17 protein-coding genes are annotated in these 14,816 nt (G+C 36.6%); 5 read left to right on the forward strand and 12 right to left on the reverse strand.

Translation table 11 applies throughout. The features are described from left to right. The first annotated feature begins 124 nt into the window (after window positions 1–124). The 3 genes from PZ638_RS14750 (at window position 125) to cdd (ending at window position 2,381) form a co-directional block, all read left to right on the forward strand. Window positions 125–592, forward strand: a complete 468-nt coding sequence (locus PZ638_RS14750; protein ID WP_004256512.1) for a CidA/LrgA family protein — start codon at window positions 125–127, stop codon at window positions 590–592. Continuing rightward, window positions 592–1,287, forward strand: coding sequence for a CidB/LrgB family autolysis modulator (locus tag PZ638_RS14755; RefSeq protein ID WP_004256514.1), 696 nt, complete (start codon window positions 592–594; stop codon window positions 1,285–1,287). Before PZ638_RS14750 ends, PZ638_RS14755 begins: the two co-directional genes overlap by 1 nt. Window positions 1,288–1,493: 206 nt before the next feature. Beyond that, a complete protein-coding gene (gene cdd, locus PZ638_RS14760) occupies window positions 1,494–2,381 on the forward strand; it encodes a cytidine deaminase (RefSeq protein ID WP_096864137.1) in 888 nt (295 codons plus the stop codon). A 157-nt stretch (window positions 2,382–2,538) separates the two neighbouring features. Here the strand turns inward: cdd and PZ638_RS14765 are convergent, their stop codons facing one another. The 9 genes from PZ638_RS14765 to PZ638_RS14805 form a co-directional block, all read right to left on the reverse strand. Beyond that, entirely contained in the window at window positions 2,539–3,195 is a 657-nt protein-coding gene (locus PZ638_RS14765; protein WP_272674695.1) for a hypothetical protein, read from the reverse strand. Next, window positions 3,182–3,850: a hypothetical protein gene (locus PZ638_RS14770; protein WP_272674692.1), complete on the reverse strand. Its 669-nt coding sequence runs from the start codon at window positions 3,848–3,850 to the stop codon at window positions 3,182–3,184. Before PZ638_RS14770 ends, PZ638_RS14765 begins: the two co-directional genes overlap by 14 nt. A 155-nt stretch (window positions 3,851–4,005) precedes the next feature. Next, complete coding sequence (locus PZ638_RS14775) at window positions 4,006–4,962, reverse strand: hypothetical protein (protein WP_272674690.1); 957 nt, start codon at window positions 4,960–4,962, stop codon at window positions 4,006–4,008. 14 nt (window positions 4,963–4,976) lie between these two features. Continuing rightward, window positions 4,977–5,390 (reverse strand): hypothetical protein, encoded by a 414-nt coding sequence (locus PZ638_RS14780; protein WP_272674688.1) that lies wholly within the window; start codon window positions 5,388–5,390, stop codon window positions 4,977–4,979. 8 nt (window positions 5,391–5,398) lie between these two features. After that, window positions 5,399–6,121, reverse strand: a complete 723-nt coding sequence (locus PZ638_RS14785) for a hypothetical protein (protein WP_272674687.1) — start codon at window positions 6,119–6,121, stop codon at window positions 5,399–5,401. Between the two features lie 31 nt (window positions 6,122–6,152). Beyond that, entirely contained in the window at window positions 6,153–6,296 is a 144-nt protein-coding gene (locus tag PZ638_RS14790) for a hypothetical protein (protein ID WP_153673646.1), read from the reverse strand. Beyond that, the gene (locus PZ638_RS14795; RefSeq protein WP_180359466.1) at window positions 6,289–7,038 is read right to left on the reverse strand and encodes a hypothetical protein; all 750 of its coding nucleotides are present in this window, start codon (window positions 7,036–7,038) and stop codon (window positions 6,289–6,291) included. The genes PZ638_RS14790 and PZ638_RS14795 overlap by 8 nt, the downstream gene beginning before the upstream one ends. 143 nt (window positions 7,039–7,181) lie before the next feature. Continuing rightward, complete coding sequence (locus PZ638_RS14800; RefSeq protein ID WP_094960631.1) at window positions 7,182–7,880, reverse strand: hypothetical protein; 699 nt, start codon at window positions 7,878–7,880, stop codon at window positions 7,182–7,184. Window positions 7,881–7,939: 59 nt separating this feature from the next. Continuing rightward, window positions 7,940–8,563, reverse strand: coding sequence for a hypothetical protein (locus PZ638_RS14805; RefSeq protein ID WP_272674685.1), 624 nt, complete (start codon window positions 8,561–8,563; stop codon window positions 7,940–7,942). Between the two features lie 425 nt (window positions 8,564–8,988). Between PZ638_RS14805 and PZ638_RS14810 the strand changes: the two genes are divergently transcribed. Beyond that, on the forward strand, window positions 8,989–10,686 hold the full coding sequence (locus PZ638_RS14810; RefSeq protein WP_004256541.1) for an NAD-dependent malic enzyme: 1,698 nt from the start codon (window positions 8,989–8,991) through the stop codon (window positions 10,684–10,686). A 162-nt stretch (window positions 10,687–10,848) separates the two neighbouring features. Beyond that, the gene (locus PZ638_RS14815; RefSeq protein ID WP_196731829.1) at window positions 10,849–11,730 is read left to right on the forward strand and encodes a rhomboid family intramembrane serine protease; all 882 of its coding nucleotides are present in this window, start codon (window positions 10,849–10,851) and stop codon (window positions 11,728–11,730) included. A gap of 65 nt (window positions 11,731–11,795) precedes the next feature. Here the strand turns inward: PZ638_RS14815 and PZ638_RS14820 are convergent, their stop codons facing one another. From PZ638_RS14820 to PZ638_RS14830, 3 genes are read right to left on the reverse strand one after another with little or no spacing between them, the layout of a single operon-like run. After that, on the reverse strand, window positions 11,796–12,578 hold the full coding sequence (locus PZ638_RS14820; protein ID WP_004256546.1) for a sulfite exporter TauE/SafE family protein: 783 nt from the start codon (window positions 12,576–12,578) through the stop codon (window positions 11,796–11,798). Further along, window positions 12,578–13,423 carry a MurR/RpiR family transcriptional regulator gene (locus tag PZ638_RS14825; RefSeq protein ID WP_004256548.1) on the reverse strand — a complete coding sequence of 282 codons (846 nt, stop codon included), beginning with the start codon at window positions 13,421–13,423 and terminating at the stop codon, window positions 12,578–12,580. Before PZ638_RS14825 ends, PZ638_RS14820 begins: the two co-directional genes overlap by 1 nt. Before the next feature lie 15 nt (window positions 13,424–13,438). Next, window positions 13,439–14,800, reverse strand: a complete 1,362-nt coding sequence (locus tag PZ638_RS14830; protein WP_004256550.1) for a PTS transporter subunit EIIC — start codon at window positions 14,798–14,800, stop codon at window positions 13,439–13,441. Window positions 14,801–14,816: the final 16 nt, after the last annotated feature.

A 14,816-nucleotide genomic window follows, 5' to 3' on the forward strand; every position in this document is an offset into this window, starting at 1 on the left:
GTTATTCATCAAAAGTGGGAAGCTAAATACTTCCCACTTTTTTATTGGCTTTTTATTGTGATCGGTAGCACAATAATAAAGTTAATTGTATGATGAATAGATATTACATTACAGGACCAGTCTCATGTCATTTAAACAGGTACTGATAACGGGATGGCAATATTTGCGAGCTTTCGCAATACTCTACCTTTGCCTGATTATTGGAAACCTTATCTCAACACTACTTCCATTCTCCATCCCTGGCAGCATTGTCGGCATGTTAATTTTATTCATATTGCTTGCGTTACAAATTATCCCCGCGAAGTGGGCACAACCCGGTTGCAGCATTTTGTTGAAAAATATGACCATCCTGTTTGTTCCTATTGGTGTTGGCATAATGAATTACTATGAATTACTCAGCCAACAAATGGTTCCTATCATCGTTTCCTGTGTAGTTAGTACCTTAATCGTTATGGTGGTTGTCGCCATCAGTTCCAACTATATTCATAAGGAACGCCCTGTCGTTGGGGCTCAACCTGATGACGTTCCTTTACCCCCCGAAGACCCAATTTCTTCGGTCATTAATAATGATAAAACTAAGGGGAATGAATAATGTTAGAACATATTTGGTGGTCATTACCGCTGACCATTGTGGTGTTTTATTTAGCGCGTAAGTTGTCGACCACATTTAAGTTACCGATTTTAAACCCACTATTAATTACTATTGCGGTATTGATTGCACTACTAGTGATCACGAATACCTCTTATGAGCACTATTTTGCAGGTAGCAAAATACTCAATGATTTACTACAACCCGCAGTCGTTGCGCTCGCTTTTCCACTTTACGAACAAATGCACCAAATTCGTGCCCAGTGGAAATCTTTATTAAGCATTTGTTTTGCAGGTAGTTTAGTGGCCATGTTCAGCGGTGCTGCCATCGCACTATGGTTGGGGGCAACCCCAGATATCGCGGGTTCTATTTTACCTAAATCAGTAACTACTCCTATTGCGATGGCTGTCGCTGATTCTGTTGGTGGGATCCCTGCGATTAGTGCCGCTTGCGTGTTGTTTGTTGGGATCTTAGGCGCCATGTTTGGCCATAGCTTATTTGATGTACTGCGTGTACGAACCCATGCTTCAAGAGGGCTCGCGATGGGAACTGCTTCCCACGCCCTAGGCACTGCCCGCTGTGCCGAAGTGAATTACATTGAAGGTGCTTATAGCTCTCTTGCATTAATGACCTGTGGGGTTATCACCTCGCTTATTGCCCCGTTTATATTCCCTGTCATTTTACATCTTTTTAGCTAAGCTTAATTCATTAAGCCAATAACCAAATATATGAGTAAGAGGAGTTCACTAGCCTCTTGCTCATACGCACACTGATAAAATATGAGATATATCTCACAACAAAAGAATATGTTTCATGTATTACATCCAAAATAGTGATAACTATCACACATAGCTCTACGTATTATTGAATAGAATAAAAACAATTAAAATAGGGAGAGTAACTCATGCATTCAAGATTTAAGGCCGCTTGGGCCGAGCTTCCAGAAAAGTTACAGTCAGTACTTAGACCTATCATTGATAAATCTGATTTTCAAGGCATGTTAACGGCGGAACAAGTTGAACAGATTAAAGCTGAAACAAGTGTAGACGACGCTGAGTTAGCCTTTGCATTATTGCCTTTTGCTGCTGCCTATGCCCTCACTCCTATTTCCCATTTTAACGTGGGTGCAATCGCACGTGGAGCAAGTGGTAACTTGTATTTTGGTGCCAATATGGAATTTAGCCATGTATCAATGGGCCAAGTGATCCATGCAGAACAGTGTGCAGTGACACACTCTTGGATGAAAGGTGAAACGCAGATTACCTCAATTACTGTAAATTACACACCTTGTGGCCACTGCCGCCAATTTATGAATGAATTACGTGAAGGTGGTAAAATTATGGTGAATTTACCAGGTCGCACACCTGCGGTACTACACCACTATTTACCCGACTCATTTGGGCCGTCTGACCTCAATATTACCACTTTACTGCTAGACCCTGTTGACCATGGCTATAAAAACCAAAGCCGTGACCGGTTATTAAGTGCAGCAATTGAGGCTGCAAACCAATCCCATGCACCTTATAGCCAATCCCATTCAGGAATTGCGTTACAATTAAAAGATGGCTCACTGTTTACCGGACGCTACGCAGAAAATGCCGCATTCAACCCAAGTTTACCGCCACTACAAGCCGCTTTAATTATGATTAACCTTGCAGGTAAAGATATTCACGCCATCGACCAAGCTAAGTTTGTTGAAAAGCAAGATGCAATTATCAAACATTGGTATGTTACCGAAAATACATTACAGGCATTGGGTTGCCAAAATATTGAATTAGCTTATTTGGATTAATTTTATATTTATTTAAATATAACGGTTATTGCTGGGAGCTTGAATAAACAGCAATAACCGTATAGTTGCTATTAGAACTTTAATCTTGTTCACAAAACCATTTACCTGCAAAGTGGCCATCCATAATAGAACTCACTAGTTTTGACTAATATATGCCCTAGTAAGTGAATTCATTAAACAATTTTTCTGTTTCATTTATCGTCTCTTCTAATGTAATAACTAAAGGGATCTTTCGCATTTTTTCTAGCCAAGCTTGGCTTTGTTGCTGTTTTATCGATGCAGATTGTGCGGCTTCTTCTTTCATGTCTAGCCAAATGCTAGCAAATAACGCTGATTCACCATTACGTGATTTATTAGAAAAGCTATTTAATAGTTCCCCTATAATTTTATTCTGTTTATCTATAGATAATACTTCAAATACATCTTTAAATAACCAACCTTCATAAGGAATTCCTGTATTTAACATCGCTTCTTTTTTTATTTTAATAAATTCTTGATGTGTAATATCACCAATTGGAATGTTATCACTTTCTTTGCGATTTTTCATAATTCGTCCATATGCTAATTTTACTTCTTTTTGATACCGACTCCGTTTTTCACTGGTAAATGACTCACCCCGTGCCTTCATATGATTATTTAAAAATTCTTTTTCTAGATAAATAAAAATACTAAAATATTTATCATCCGAATTATTAACCTTTTGAATATTGTCTTTATCAGTAAAAGCATAACCTTTATTTAAAAGACTTAAACATGATAAAATTATAAAAATAAAAATTAATGTAATAATAGATTTGTATTTAAATGATATCATTAGAACCCCTTCGATTTTTATTATAAAACTTTGAATCATCAATCATTTCTTCAAACATAAAATCTAACTTTCTCTCTAGCTTATTGACTAAAGCAATCCGCCTCATCTTCTCCAGCCATCTTTTGCTTTTAATTTGCTTGTCTGATGGTAGTTTGGAAGCCTCCCTTACCATTGCATACCAAAGCATCATGAATAATTTAGCTTCCTTCGCAGGATCGTTGTTATTCATCACAAAAACGAACTGTTGCCATAGTGCCTCTCGGTTTCTCTCATTAATAATATCTAAAACATCTGCTAAAATCCAAGCATGATAAGACATTCCCATTTCATTTAAATTCTCACGATAAAAATCCATTGCCTGTTCATGGCTTAATTTTTTAATAAATGCTTCTTTTGGATACTTTAAAAATTCTAACATTGGGTTATTATCTTTTCCCCCCTTGAAAATAACTAATTTTTTTCTATCAAATATTAAATCCTTAGATTCAGAAAAATATAACATCTGTAGCATAAAGAAAAGACGTGGCGTTTTAACACCTTTTTTTTCACAAAAATTAGTTATATTTTTTTTATTATATTTTACATTATTTCCTTGAGGATTTTGGCAAGCACCGAGAAGAAAAACTGAAAGCACAGCTATTAATTTATAATTCATATACATCCTTGTTATTCATAAAGTTAGAAACCAACAATCTTAAAAAGCAATTATGTAAAAAACACATTGCCCACATAAAAACAAACATCAGTAATCACCATTCGTTTACTAATAACTAAAATAATTTATTTTATTATAAGTAGACTTTTTAAATATTAATTAAAACTAAAAGATCCTCCAGAAGAATAACCACTATAACTAAATTCAGGTATACTTGGCATTGAGGGTATTGAGTATTTATCTTCAAATGAGTCCATTGAATTGTTCATTGATGACATATTGTCTCTTAACTGGCCAATCATATTTTCAAAATGAGGGTTATTTCTTATGGTATCTGTAGGGAAGTCTTTAAATCCTGGCGTTTCCGGAAGAACAACACTCGGGCGTTCTAGATAATAATTTGTTGGTGTTTCATTATCCTTAAACCTATCAAGTAGGTTTGTTGTACGAGGTGCTAATTGTCTATTCGGTTCGGATTTTGGATAAGTGCTTTCCAATATCGATTTATCTACCATATTGTGTGGATACTTAATTGGAGGTGTTGACTTGTTGTTTATTGATGGCATATTTCCCCTTAAATCATCAATCATACGATCATAATGAGCAACATCTGGTTGATAATTAACTGATGGTGAATCAAATAAGCCTGTTTCTGGTAATATATAGTCAGGTCTTTCTAAATAATATTCAGACAATAGATTTTTATGTGTAAATTCCGTTTGGCCACGCCAATCTGTTTGTACTTGAAATGATTCTAAATGTTGTGAAGGATAATCCCAAAATGAAAAACGCTCTGTTCCTCTATCAATTAAAGGGTTTCCTGTATTATAAATAATTGTATTTATTCTATCCATATTATCTTCTTCTATATGAGATATAATATTTTGATAAGATTTCTTGGCTGTAACCACCACGCCATCTACTACATTATCAATATCCAGAACTCGTTTAGTCCAACTATGTATTTTAGGCTGCATATGCGCTGGAGCTTCATATAATGCTCTAAACATTATATCTTTAGTATTTATACTTAATAATATTTCACTTTCTATATCACCTACAGAATTTAAAGCTCTCTGCCAATAACTCTCTCTTTGTTCTCTAGGTAACACAAAAAATACAGGTTCTAAAGTCCATGCATCAGAAGGAAGATTATAATAAGAAAATACACTACTATGAAATAATTTAGCTCTATGTGATTTATATCACCATAGATTACATCCTTTCCATCTTCAAATCTATTTTTTAGGGTTTGAACATAAGCTATTGCCATATCATAGCGAATACGCTCAATTATAAACTCATCTTGCACTCCAATATGCTCTAAAATAGCTTCATCTAAATAATTAAGCGCAAAAGCACCTGAAAGAGAATCACCTTTAACCACACTATTAGCTAATTTAGCATATCGGTCTCCTTTACTTTCCAAATATTCATACATCAACTTTGGTTCTTTGGTTACGTATAAAATTTTAATTGCATTAGAAACATCACTACGAGTTAACTTTAAATCACCCTTTCTAATTTCTTGAGTTCTCATATTATCTCCTAATTTTTAACATGGTCGAGTAAAAAAATGCGTATTTCTTCCCTCATTATATTGCTATTAGATAATTCTTTAGCATCAAAATAAAATTTAACCTTAGTTCCTATTTCTGGAATCAAAAAATATTGAAAACATTTATGATACTTCTCATCAATTGGTAACCATTCACACTCAATTAAAAAAATTACTTCATTATTAATTTCCTTCCAATAATATCCTTTTTTATTAAAATACATATCATCTTTATGACCAATACTTCTTCGTATTGTTACAGTCACTTCAGTAAAATAAAGATCCAACTCTTCATCATAATATAACTCCCCCTTTCTTTTGAGGTACCCCATATCTAAATACACGTGTTTTCTATAACTCAAATATTTTTCAGGGTTTCCTTTTAATGGTTCAGCATAAACTTCTATAATTTTAACATCATTACTTACCTCATTAGATGGTTTCAAATCAGACCAAGACATTCGCATTGGCAGCACTCTAAAATTAGCCTCACACCCTTTTTTATTTTCAATAAACCTTGGGTCAAAATAGCTATATCCTTCATATTCAGCAAATGGAAAAACATACTCGCCAGGAACTTCTATAATATTCTTATTAAACTGCCCACAGACAAAACCGGGGCGATTATCAGCGAAACTATTTATGGAAATCAATAACACAAGACAATTAACTGTAAATTTAATTAGATAATTAATTATCATTTCAAATTTCATACTTGCACCTGTTGAAATAAATCAATATGTTTTAAATTATAAAAACATCCTCACTAGGTATACTTGAAAAATTTTCTTCGCCCATAGAATTTGCAAATTTACTTTCTAATAAAATAACATTTAAACTTGCGATATCATTATAATTAATTGAAAAACTAGCCATATCTTTACTCATAATATTCATCCTTAATAAAACCGAAGACAAAAACCTTAGCTTCATTCATTATATCTCTCCATTGATTATACTTATCAAAACTAAATTTAATCTCTGCAAGTATACCTATTTCTGATATTGAAAAAATCATATTACAACTTGAATATTTATTTTCCAATGGTAGCCATAAGCATTCTAAGATAGCAATAACTTCATTTTCATTTTCGAACCAAAAAAAAGTTCTTTTCTTTTGAGTTCTTTTTCCACTATATAGTTTTTCAGATACATTATATTCATCAAAATAGTCAACATATTGAAGTTCGGAATCATCGTCATAAAATATTTGACTTCGCTTTCCTAAATATGATGCATTTAGATAATTTTTCATTTTTTGTGTTAATGAATAATCTTTCTCTCTAATTGGTCTCAATATAATTCTTATCGTTTTTTCATCTATTTCAAGATGAAATTTTTTTTGGGGATCAACACTTGTCATATAAGGCCAATGCGTTATTAATGTTAACTCTCTAAAATTAGCATCACATCCTTCTTTATTTTCAATAAACCTTGGATCAAAATAGCTATACCCTTCATATTCAGCAAATGGAAAAGCATACTTGTCAGGAACTTCTATAACCGTTCCGTTAAACTGCCCACAGACAAAATCGGGACGATTATCAGCGTAACTATTTATTGAGATTAATAGCATAAGACAATTAACTGTAAATTTAATTAGATAACTAATTATTAGTTCAAATCTCATACTTACACCTATTAAAATAAACTAATCATACATAAGCTCTGGATTTTTACTAACTATTAAAATTCGGGTAACATTAGATAAATCTATTGATATTAATTCTAAGTCTCCCTGCCTACGATCACGACCATTCATATTTTTAGCCCCTAATTTTTAATATATTCAGATAAAAATAGCCTTACCTTGTCTTGAATAGCTTCCCAATTAACAAGATTTGAAAATTCAAATGAAACACTATATTTAAGACCAAATTCAGGCATTAATGATAATAATTTACAACGCCGATAACTATCATCTAACTGTCTCCATGAACACTCCATTAAAACATTAACTTCACCATTATCTTCATCCCAATAGTAACCATACTTTATTATATTGACATAAACTTTATTACCATTAATATGTTTAGACTCAATAAAAACCTCATTAAAATACAACTCTAATTCTTCATCATAATATAGTTCACCTTTCCTTTTAATAACCCCCATATTTAGATATATATTTTTCTTATGACTAAAATATTTTTCAGTGTCTCCATTTAATGGCTCAACATAGACTTCTATCATTCTAACATCATGACTGACTTCACTAAATGGTTTTAAGTCTGGCCATGACATCCTCATTGGCAGAATTCTAAAATTAGCCTCACACCCTTTTTTGTTTTCAACAAACCTTGGGTCAAAATAGCTATATCCTTCATATTCAGCAAATGGAAAAACATACTTACTAGGAACTTCGATAATATTCCTATTAAACTGTCCACAAACAAAACCGGGGCGGTTCTCGCCATTAACAATGCAGGAAAATAATAATAACGGTAGAATTAAACAAAAATATAATTTCATAATAATTGACACCTTAATACTTATATAACATTTAGTTTTCAAACTTATTTAAATGAAAACTATGATTTAGCAGAAGCTAATGTTTTACTCATACGTTCATACCATTTATTAATAATGATTTTCTGTTTTTTAGTGGCCTTCTTTTCCTTTTCTAACATCACTTTCATCAAGCTGTATATTACCGATAATTCATGGCCACGGTCTCCGGAAGCTGCCATAATTTTTTGCCAATAAAATTCTTTTTCTTTTTCATCTAATACAGAAAATACCACACCTAAAACCCAATCTTCTTCGGGTATTTTATTACGTAACATGACCAGATAGTGTATTTCATCTGCTTCTTTATAAGTCATATCATGAGAGACTTTTTCACCTGTACTCTGTTTCTTCGCTTTTCGCTTCAATACTTGAAGCATTTCTAATGCATGGTCATAATTTATTTTGTCTATCAATGTTTTATTAATTGTTTTGTTTTTTTCTTTCATCACCAAATAAAAATAATCTGTTATAACTCGACCAAAAATTGATGAACCATATTTGTTTTCATAGAAATAGCTGTCAATATTCCTTAGTGTTTCGATTGGGTTATAGTCTGCTCTTGAATGATTCATTCCTCCTAGAAATGCCATAATAAGTAATATATAAATACGCTTATTTCTTAACACCCCATTAATTAAATTCATAAAACTCCTTAGTGAAAAATGAAATATAAAATAAAATTCAACTTATATAAATTTAAAACTTGCAGCAATATATGATATTTAAAAATATAATTTAACTTTCAGTGAATCCGTTTTTTCTCTCTGTAACTGACTAAAAATAAGAAAAAACATGAAAAAATTGAACCCGCAGCAAAGCTAAACTAACGTTTGAAAACGTAAAAATAACGATGAGACATTCATTATTTGCCTAAGCGTGATCTACCTACCGTAATGCGTATGCCGTTATCGGCTTTCATTCCCTTCCGCGCATAAACTCCTTATCATATGCACAATATTTTTCAGTAAATTTTTTAACGCTTTTTTATCATTATTTACTGTACATATTTGCTGTTTAGCTTAGGATCTACCCTGACTTTGTTGATTAATCGTCCGAAGAGTGATATTTCATGGAACATGAGTACGAAACAAAACGCCCTCTCTATATACCCTACGCTGGCCCAATTTTGCTTGAATTCCCTTTGCTGAATAAAGGAAGCGCCTTCACCGAAGAAGAGCGTGCAAATTTTAACTTGCATGGTTTACTTCCTGAACAAGTAGAAACCATCGAAGAACAAGTTGAACGTGCCTACCGCCAATTAATTGATTTTAAATCAGATATTGATAAACACATTTATCTGCGAAATATTCAAGACACCAACGAAACCTTATTTTATCGCCTTATCGATGCTCACCTCACTGAAGTAATGCCTATTATCTATACCCCAACCGTGGGTGAAGCTTGTGAGCATTTCTCTGACATTTATCGTCGTGCACGTGGTTTATTTATTTCTTATCCAAATCGTGAATACATCGACGACATGCTACAAAACGCCACCAAACAAAATGTGAAAGTGATTGTTGTTACTGATGGCGAACGTATTTTAGGCCTTGGTGACCAAGGTATCGGTGGTATGGGCATCCCAATTGGGAAACTCTCTCTCTATACCGCGTGCGGGGGTATCAGCCCTGCTTATACCTTACCTATTGTTATTGACGTAGGAACCAACAACCCACAGCGTCTGAATGACCCTCTATATATGGGATGGCGTCACCCACGTATTACGGGTGATGAATACAACGAGTTCCTTGATGAATTTGTTCAGGCAGTTAAACGCCGCTGGCCAAATGTATTATTACAATTTGAAGATTTCGCACAGAAAAATGCGATGCCTTTATTAACCCGTTACCGTGATGAGCTATGCTGTTTCAATGATGATATTCAAGGCACCGCATCGGTTGCATTAGGTAGCTTAATTGCCGCCAGCCATGCCGCAGGCAGTAAGCTAAGCGACCAACGCGTGACTTTCTTGGGTGCAGGCTCAGCAGGCTGCGGTATTGCAGAACAAATCATCGCCCAGATGAAATCCGAAGGCTTGAGTGACGAAGAAGCGCGTTCACGTATTTATATGGTTGACCGCTTTGGTTTATTAACCGATAAACTACCTAACTTACTCGATTTCCAAGCCAAATTAACCCAAAACAGTGGGAATTTAACCGACTGGGATGTTAACAGTGACTCAATTTCACTGTTAGATGTGGTACGCAATGCCAAACCAACCATATTGATTGGTGTGTCTGGCCAAGCTGGGTTATTCACAGAAGAAATCATTAAAGAGATGCATAAGCACTGTGAACGCCCTATCGTGATGCCGTTATCTAACCCAACATCACGTGTTGAAGCTCGCCCTGAAGACATTATCAATTGGACTGATGGCAAAGCCTTAGTCGCAACAGGAAGTCCATTTAGCCCAGTATCTTACAAAGACCAAGTGTTCCCAATTGCACAATGTAACAACTCCTATATCTTCCCGGGTATCGGTCTTGGTGTGATTGCCTCTGGTGCTAAACGCGTTACTGATGGCATGTTAATGGCCGCCAGCCGCGCTCTCGCCAGCTGTTCACCTCTTGCTAAAAATGGTGAAGGTGCGCTATTGCCTCTGCTGTCTGATATTCAAGATGTCTCTCGCATTATTGCTAAACAAGTGGCAAAAGAAGCACAAATTCAAGGTGTGGCAACGGTCACCTCTGATAGCGCATTGGATGAAGCCATTGAGCGTAATTTCTGGAAACCAGAGTACCGTACCTATAAACGGACTTCGTTTTAATTTGTCATAACGGTATTGATTGAAAGGGGCTCTTTAGAGCTCCTTTTTTTGTTTTTTATAGATCCGAAAAAACGAATGTCTGTTTTCTCAGATAATGATAAATTGCGCTAAACAAATCACTTATTTAAGATAACAGCCATGACTGATTAATAGGATATTGACATGACTGGCGACCTCAATACTGCTATTCCACAAAAACCTAAGTTTTCCCTATGGGCAATAGCCCTAACGCTTTTTATTGCGGTGCTAAATATTGTTGTTTATTTTTACCAGCTCAATTATGCCGCCCCACTCGGTTCCCAAGAAAATAACTTATTATTATTTGGTGCCAATGTTTACCAACTTTCATTAACGGGGGATTGGTGGCGTTATCCAGTCAGTATGGTATTGCACTCAGGTGGTATGCACCTTGCTTTAAATACATTGGCCTTGTTTGTTATTGGGATTGAATGCGAGCGCACCTATGGAAAATTTAGGATGCTCGCAATATACCTATTTTCAGGTATTGGCGCGGCATTTTTTAGCGCTTATTGGCAATACAGTGAAGCCATTAACGCCGCAGCAAACCGCGCGTCAATGAATGCATGGAATAGTTTATATTTACCTGATAACACGGTATATATTACCGTTGGTATTGGCGCATCTGGAGCCATTATGGGGTTAGCTGCCGCTTCCGTAATTTATTTATTAAAAGGGATAAATAACCCAAACCTCTCTCTTGAAGAGCGCAACCAATTAAAACGCCCGCTATATAATATTATTGGAATGATTGCGCTAACTCTCATCAATGGTTTGCAGTCAGGTATTGATAACGCTGCTCATATTGGTGGCGCAGTACTTGGCGCTGTTATTAGTGGCGCTTTTGTACTTGCGCCCCAAGCAACCGCCCGGGCAAAACTACTCTCTAGCGGTGTCATTGTACTTATAGCTGCCGCCTTACTCGCTATTACACTCAGCCAGTTTTCTTCCTTACAAGACGAAGACTTGAACTATGAACGCCAGTTTATTTACCAAGAAATGGCAAAAGAACTTAATCAGCGATAAAAATACCGTTTTTTCGTAAGAGATTAGTCCTATTATTGATACCGTCAATAATAGGACGCGTAAATCTAGAAAGTGAATAAATTCATTGTCATCATTACTGCACTACAGATAATTAATAACAATGTAATGTATTGGAAAGTACGTTCAGATAAACGGACCAGTAAATATTTAGCTAATGGCATCACAATCAATGCCCCTGCACACAATATCAGCGCCAGTTTTAAATCCGTATAGCCATCTTGCGCATAAGCTAAAGCAGAGGAACCAGACAACACGGTTGTTACAAAAATCGATGTACCAATTGCTTGCTTAATATTCAGTTGCATATAGCGCAGCAACATAGGGAGAACAACCACCCCACCACCAACTCCAGTTGCACCAAGTACAACACCCGCTAGGATAGCCGGCACAGCCATGGATTTTAGCTGATCCCCTTTTGCCGCTTCTTGCTTGATGATCGAAACAAAAAACATTCGCTGAACAAATAAATATAGCGAAAAAATAATGGCAGCAGCCACTAACAGGTTAATACCCCACTCGACTTGTTTTTCATACCCCGGTAATCCCCCCAACCATGTAACAAACAGACTTGAGAGAAATGTGCTCGGCAACATAATCGCTAATACAATCATAGCGCCTTTAAAGGGGATATTGCCTAATCGAAAATGCATATAAGAAGAAGAAACCTTCATTAGCATCGAAAGGAAATTGGCAGTGGCTACTGCCGCTAGTGCATTTAGCCCAAAAAAATAGGTCAGTATCGGTAAGACAATCACACCACCACCGACACCCGTTGTGCTGATAATCAGCCCAATAAGTGCGCCTATCGCTAACTCCGTTACAATCATTAACTCTTGCCTTGTATCAGTGCTCGTCGCCCTTTTTGTAATGCTTCATTTGCATCACTATCTGCTAACGTGAGGTATTTAAAAAATAATGTATCGAAAGTAATCATCTGTAACACTTGGGGGGTGATGATGCCTAATTGGGAATGTTGCTCATCATAAAAATAAGGCAAGGCGAAGTCCGCTAACTTTATCGCTTCATCTTGACCAAAACGTGTCAGTGCGACTGTCGGGCAACCTGTTTCTTTTGCAGCACGAAGCATGCTATTGATTTCTTGAGTGTTTCCACGCGCCGTTACTGCAATAGCAAGGTCCTCCGGCCCTAAGTTTGCCGAGTAACTTAGCTGAACATGCAAATCATAACTAAACAGTGCGTGTTTATTAATGCGAATTAATTTATGGAAAATATCACTGGCAACAATGGCTGAAGACCCGACACCAAACAGCACGATACGTTTGGCCTGAAACATTTTTTGCGCGATGGTATCTACGACAGAGGGCTCAAGTAAATCCAGTGATTTTTCAATAGCCGAAATAAACATTTGCCCTGTTTTGGCGATAATCTGAGAGGTATCATCGTGACGACTCAGATTACCGTATAAACTTTCTGCTTTGTGTTGCTTCTCATCCGACAAATAATCAACTTTAAATTCAGGATAGCCACGGTACCCCATTTGGCGTGAAAAGCGGATAACAGATGCACTACTGACCCCAGCCGCCTGTGCCAATTCCGCTGCATTCATCGCGATAAGACTTTCGCGGTTATCCAGCAAAAATGTGGCAATACGTTGTTCTGTGCCTTTACCGCGTGTCTGCAAGCTTTCCAGTTTTACCGTCAGTGTCGACATGGCTTTTCCTTCTAATTATTTTTCTGGATCAGTGAAGCCTATTATCATACTGGCAATGAACCCGACAATCCATGCACCTGCAACAGCAATTAAGAAATCCAATATTTGGCCATCACCCACTAATGGAATTAATGATAACCCTGCTGTTCCAAAAGGAATGATGATCCCGACATGGAAGAACGCCATTAATGCCCCGCCCGCAGCTCCGCCAATGCAACCTGCAATGAATGGTTTACCTAATGGTAATGACACACCAAATAAAAGCGGTTCACCAACACCAAAAATACCCACAGGTAACGCACCGACTAAGGTTTTCTTCAAGCGTTGGTTTTTGGTTTTTAAATAAACCCAGAAACACGAACCCACTTGCCCCATTCCCCCCATCGCTAAAATTGGGAACAAGTAATTCAGACCAAAAGTTTGTAAAATTTCAGCGTGAATTGGGATCAAACCTTGATGTAAACCCGTTAGTAATAAGAATAAGAAGCTTCCCCCCAAGATACCGCCAGTCGCCACGGCACCACCGCCACTATTTAATAAAGCGACAGAAACACCTTGAGCCAAAATTTGGTTTAAGTAATGTCCTGCGGGTTGGAACACCACAATTGCGACCATCGCAGAGACTAAAATGGTCACAAATGGCGTCACGATAAGGTCTAAGCTTTCTTTAATAATGCTCCTAAACCACACTTCAAATTTAGAAGAGAAAACGACCACCATGAGCACTGCAAAAATACCCCCGCTACCCGGGACTAATTTCGAACCAAATAAGGTGATATCCGCTAACCCCGGCATCGAAAGTAACCCAGCCATGACCGCACCAATTGAGGTAGATGCACCAAGCTCTTTCGCGGTATTCACCCCAATCATAATTGAAAGATAAACAAAGACTGCGCTACCAATCAATTTTAATAACTTAAATAACTCAGGGAATTGGTCGACAACCCCCGGAGCAACCAAGCGGACGATATTGATTAGCCCCATAATTAGACCACAACCAATCAACGCTGGAATAGTAGGAACAAATATAGCGGCTAACGTATTCAACGTACGGCGAATGGAAAACGCTTTTTTCTCCGCCGGTGCTGCATTTTCTGATGTCGTAGAGGTGCTACCTTGCATACGTTTGTTCATCACCGAAAAAACTTTCGCTGCGGTTCCCATCCCAACAATCACTTGTTGCTGTTCACCATTAAAAATAACACCTTTTACGCCCTCAATTTGTTTCAAGGACTCAGCATCAAATTTACTGTTATCTTTTAAAACTAAACGAATACGCGTCATACAATGAGTTAATGTTGCCACGTTCTCAAAGCCGCCCGCATATTTTTCTATTTCTCTGGCGAGTACTTCCAGATGTTCTATCTTATTAGCCATATGATCCCCCTGATGT

The organism is Providencia hangzhouensis, from assembly GCF_029193595.2.
Lineage (GTDB): Bacteria > Pseudomonadota > Gammaproteobacteria > Enterobacterales > Enterobacteriaceae > Providencia > Providencia hangzhouensis.

What these genes read in the sequence shown, in the direction of transcription:
- PZ638_RS14795 (WP_180359466.1), bottom strand. Translation starts at nt 7,038, where the DNA reads ATGAGATTTGAACTAATAATTAGTTATCTAATTAAATTTACAGTTAAT.
- PZ638_RS14750 (WP_004256512.1), top strand. Translation starts at nt 125, where the DNA reads ATGTCATTTAAACAGGTACTGATAACGGGATGGCAATATTTGCGAGCT.
- PZ638_RS14790 (WP_153673646.1), bottom strand. Translation starts at nt 6,296, where the DNA reads ATGAGTAAAGATATGGCTAGTTTTTCAATTAATTATAATGATATCGCA.
- PZ638_RS14830 (WP_004256550.1), bottom strand. Translation starts at nt 14,800, where the DNA reads ATGGCTAATAAGATAGAACATCTGGAAGTACTCGCCAGAGAAATAGAA.
- PZ638_RS14780 (WP_272674688.1), bottom strand. Translation starts at nt 5,390, where the DNA reads ATGAGAACTCAAGAAATTAGAAAGGGTGATTTAAAGTTAACTCGTAGT.
- PZ638_RS14765 (WP_272674695.1), bottom strand. Translation starts at nt 3,195, where the DNA reads ATGATATCATTTAAATACAAATCTATTATTACATTAATTTTTATTTTT.
- PZ638_RS14805 (WP_272674685.1), bottom strand. Translation starts at nt 8,563, where the DNA reads ATGAATTTAATTAATGGGGTGTTAAGAAATAAGCGTATTTATATATTA.
- PZ638_RS14815 (WP_196731829.1), top strand. Translation starts at nt 10,849, where the DNA reads ATGACTGGCGACCTCAATACTGCTATTCCACAAAAACCTAAGTTTTCC.
- PZ638_RS14825 (WP_004256548.1), bottom strand. Translation starts at nt 13,423, where the DNA reads ATGTCGACACTGACGGTAAAACTGGAAAGCTTGCAGACACGCGGTAAA.
- PZ638_RS14785 (WP_272674687.1), bottom strand. Translation starts at nt 6,121, where the DNA reads ATGAAATTTGAAATGATAATTAATTATCTAATTAAATTTACAGTTAAT.
- PZ638_RS14800 (WP_094960631.1), bottom strand. Translation starts at nt 7,880, where the DNA reads ATGAAATTATATTTTTGTTTAATTCTACCGTTATTATTATTTTCCTGC.
- cdd (WP_096864137.1), top strand. Translation starts at nt 1,494, where the DNA reads ATGCATTCAAGATTTAAGGCCGCTTGGGCCGAGCTTCCAGAAAAGTTA.
- PZ638_RS14755 (WP_004256514.1), top strand. Translation starts at nt 592, where the DNA reads ATGTTAGAACATATTTGGTGGTCATTACCGCTGACCATTGTGGTGTTT.
- PZ638_RS14810 (WP_004256541.1), top strand. Translation starts at nt 8,989, where the DNA reads ATGGAACATGAGTACGAAACAAAACGCCCTCTCTATATACCCTACGCT.
- PZ638_RS14820 (WP_004256546.1), bottom strand. Translation starts at nt 12,578, where the DNA reads ATGATTGTAACGGAGTTAGCGATAGGCGCACTTATTGGGCTGATTATC.
- PZ638_RS14770 (WP_272674692.1), bottom strand. Translation starts at nt 3,850, where the DNA reads ATGAATTATAAATTAATAGCTGTGCTTTCAGTTTTTCTTCTCGGTGCT.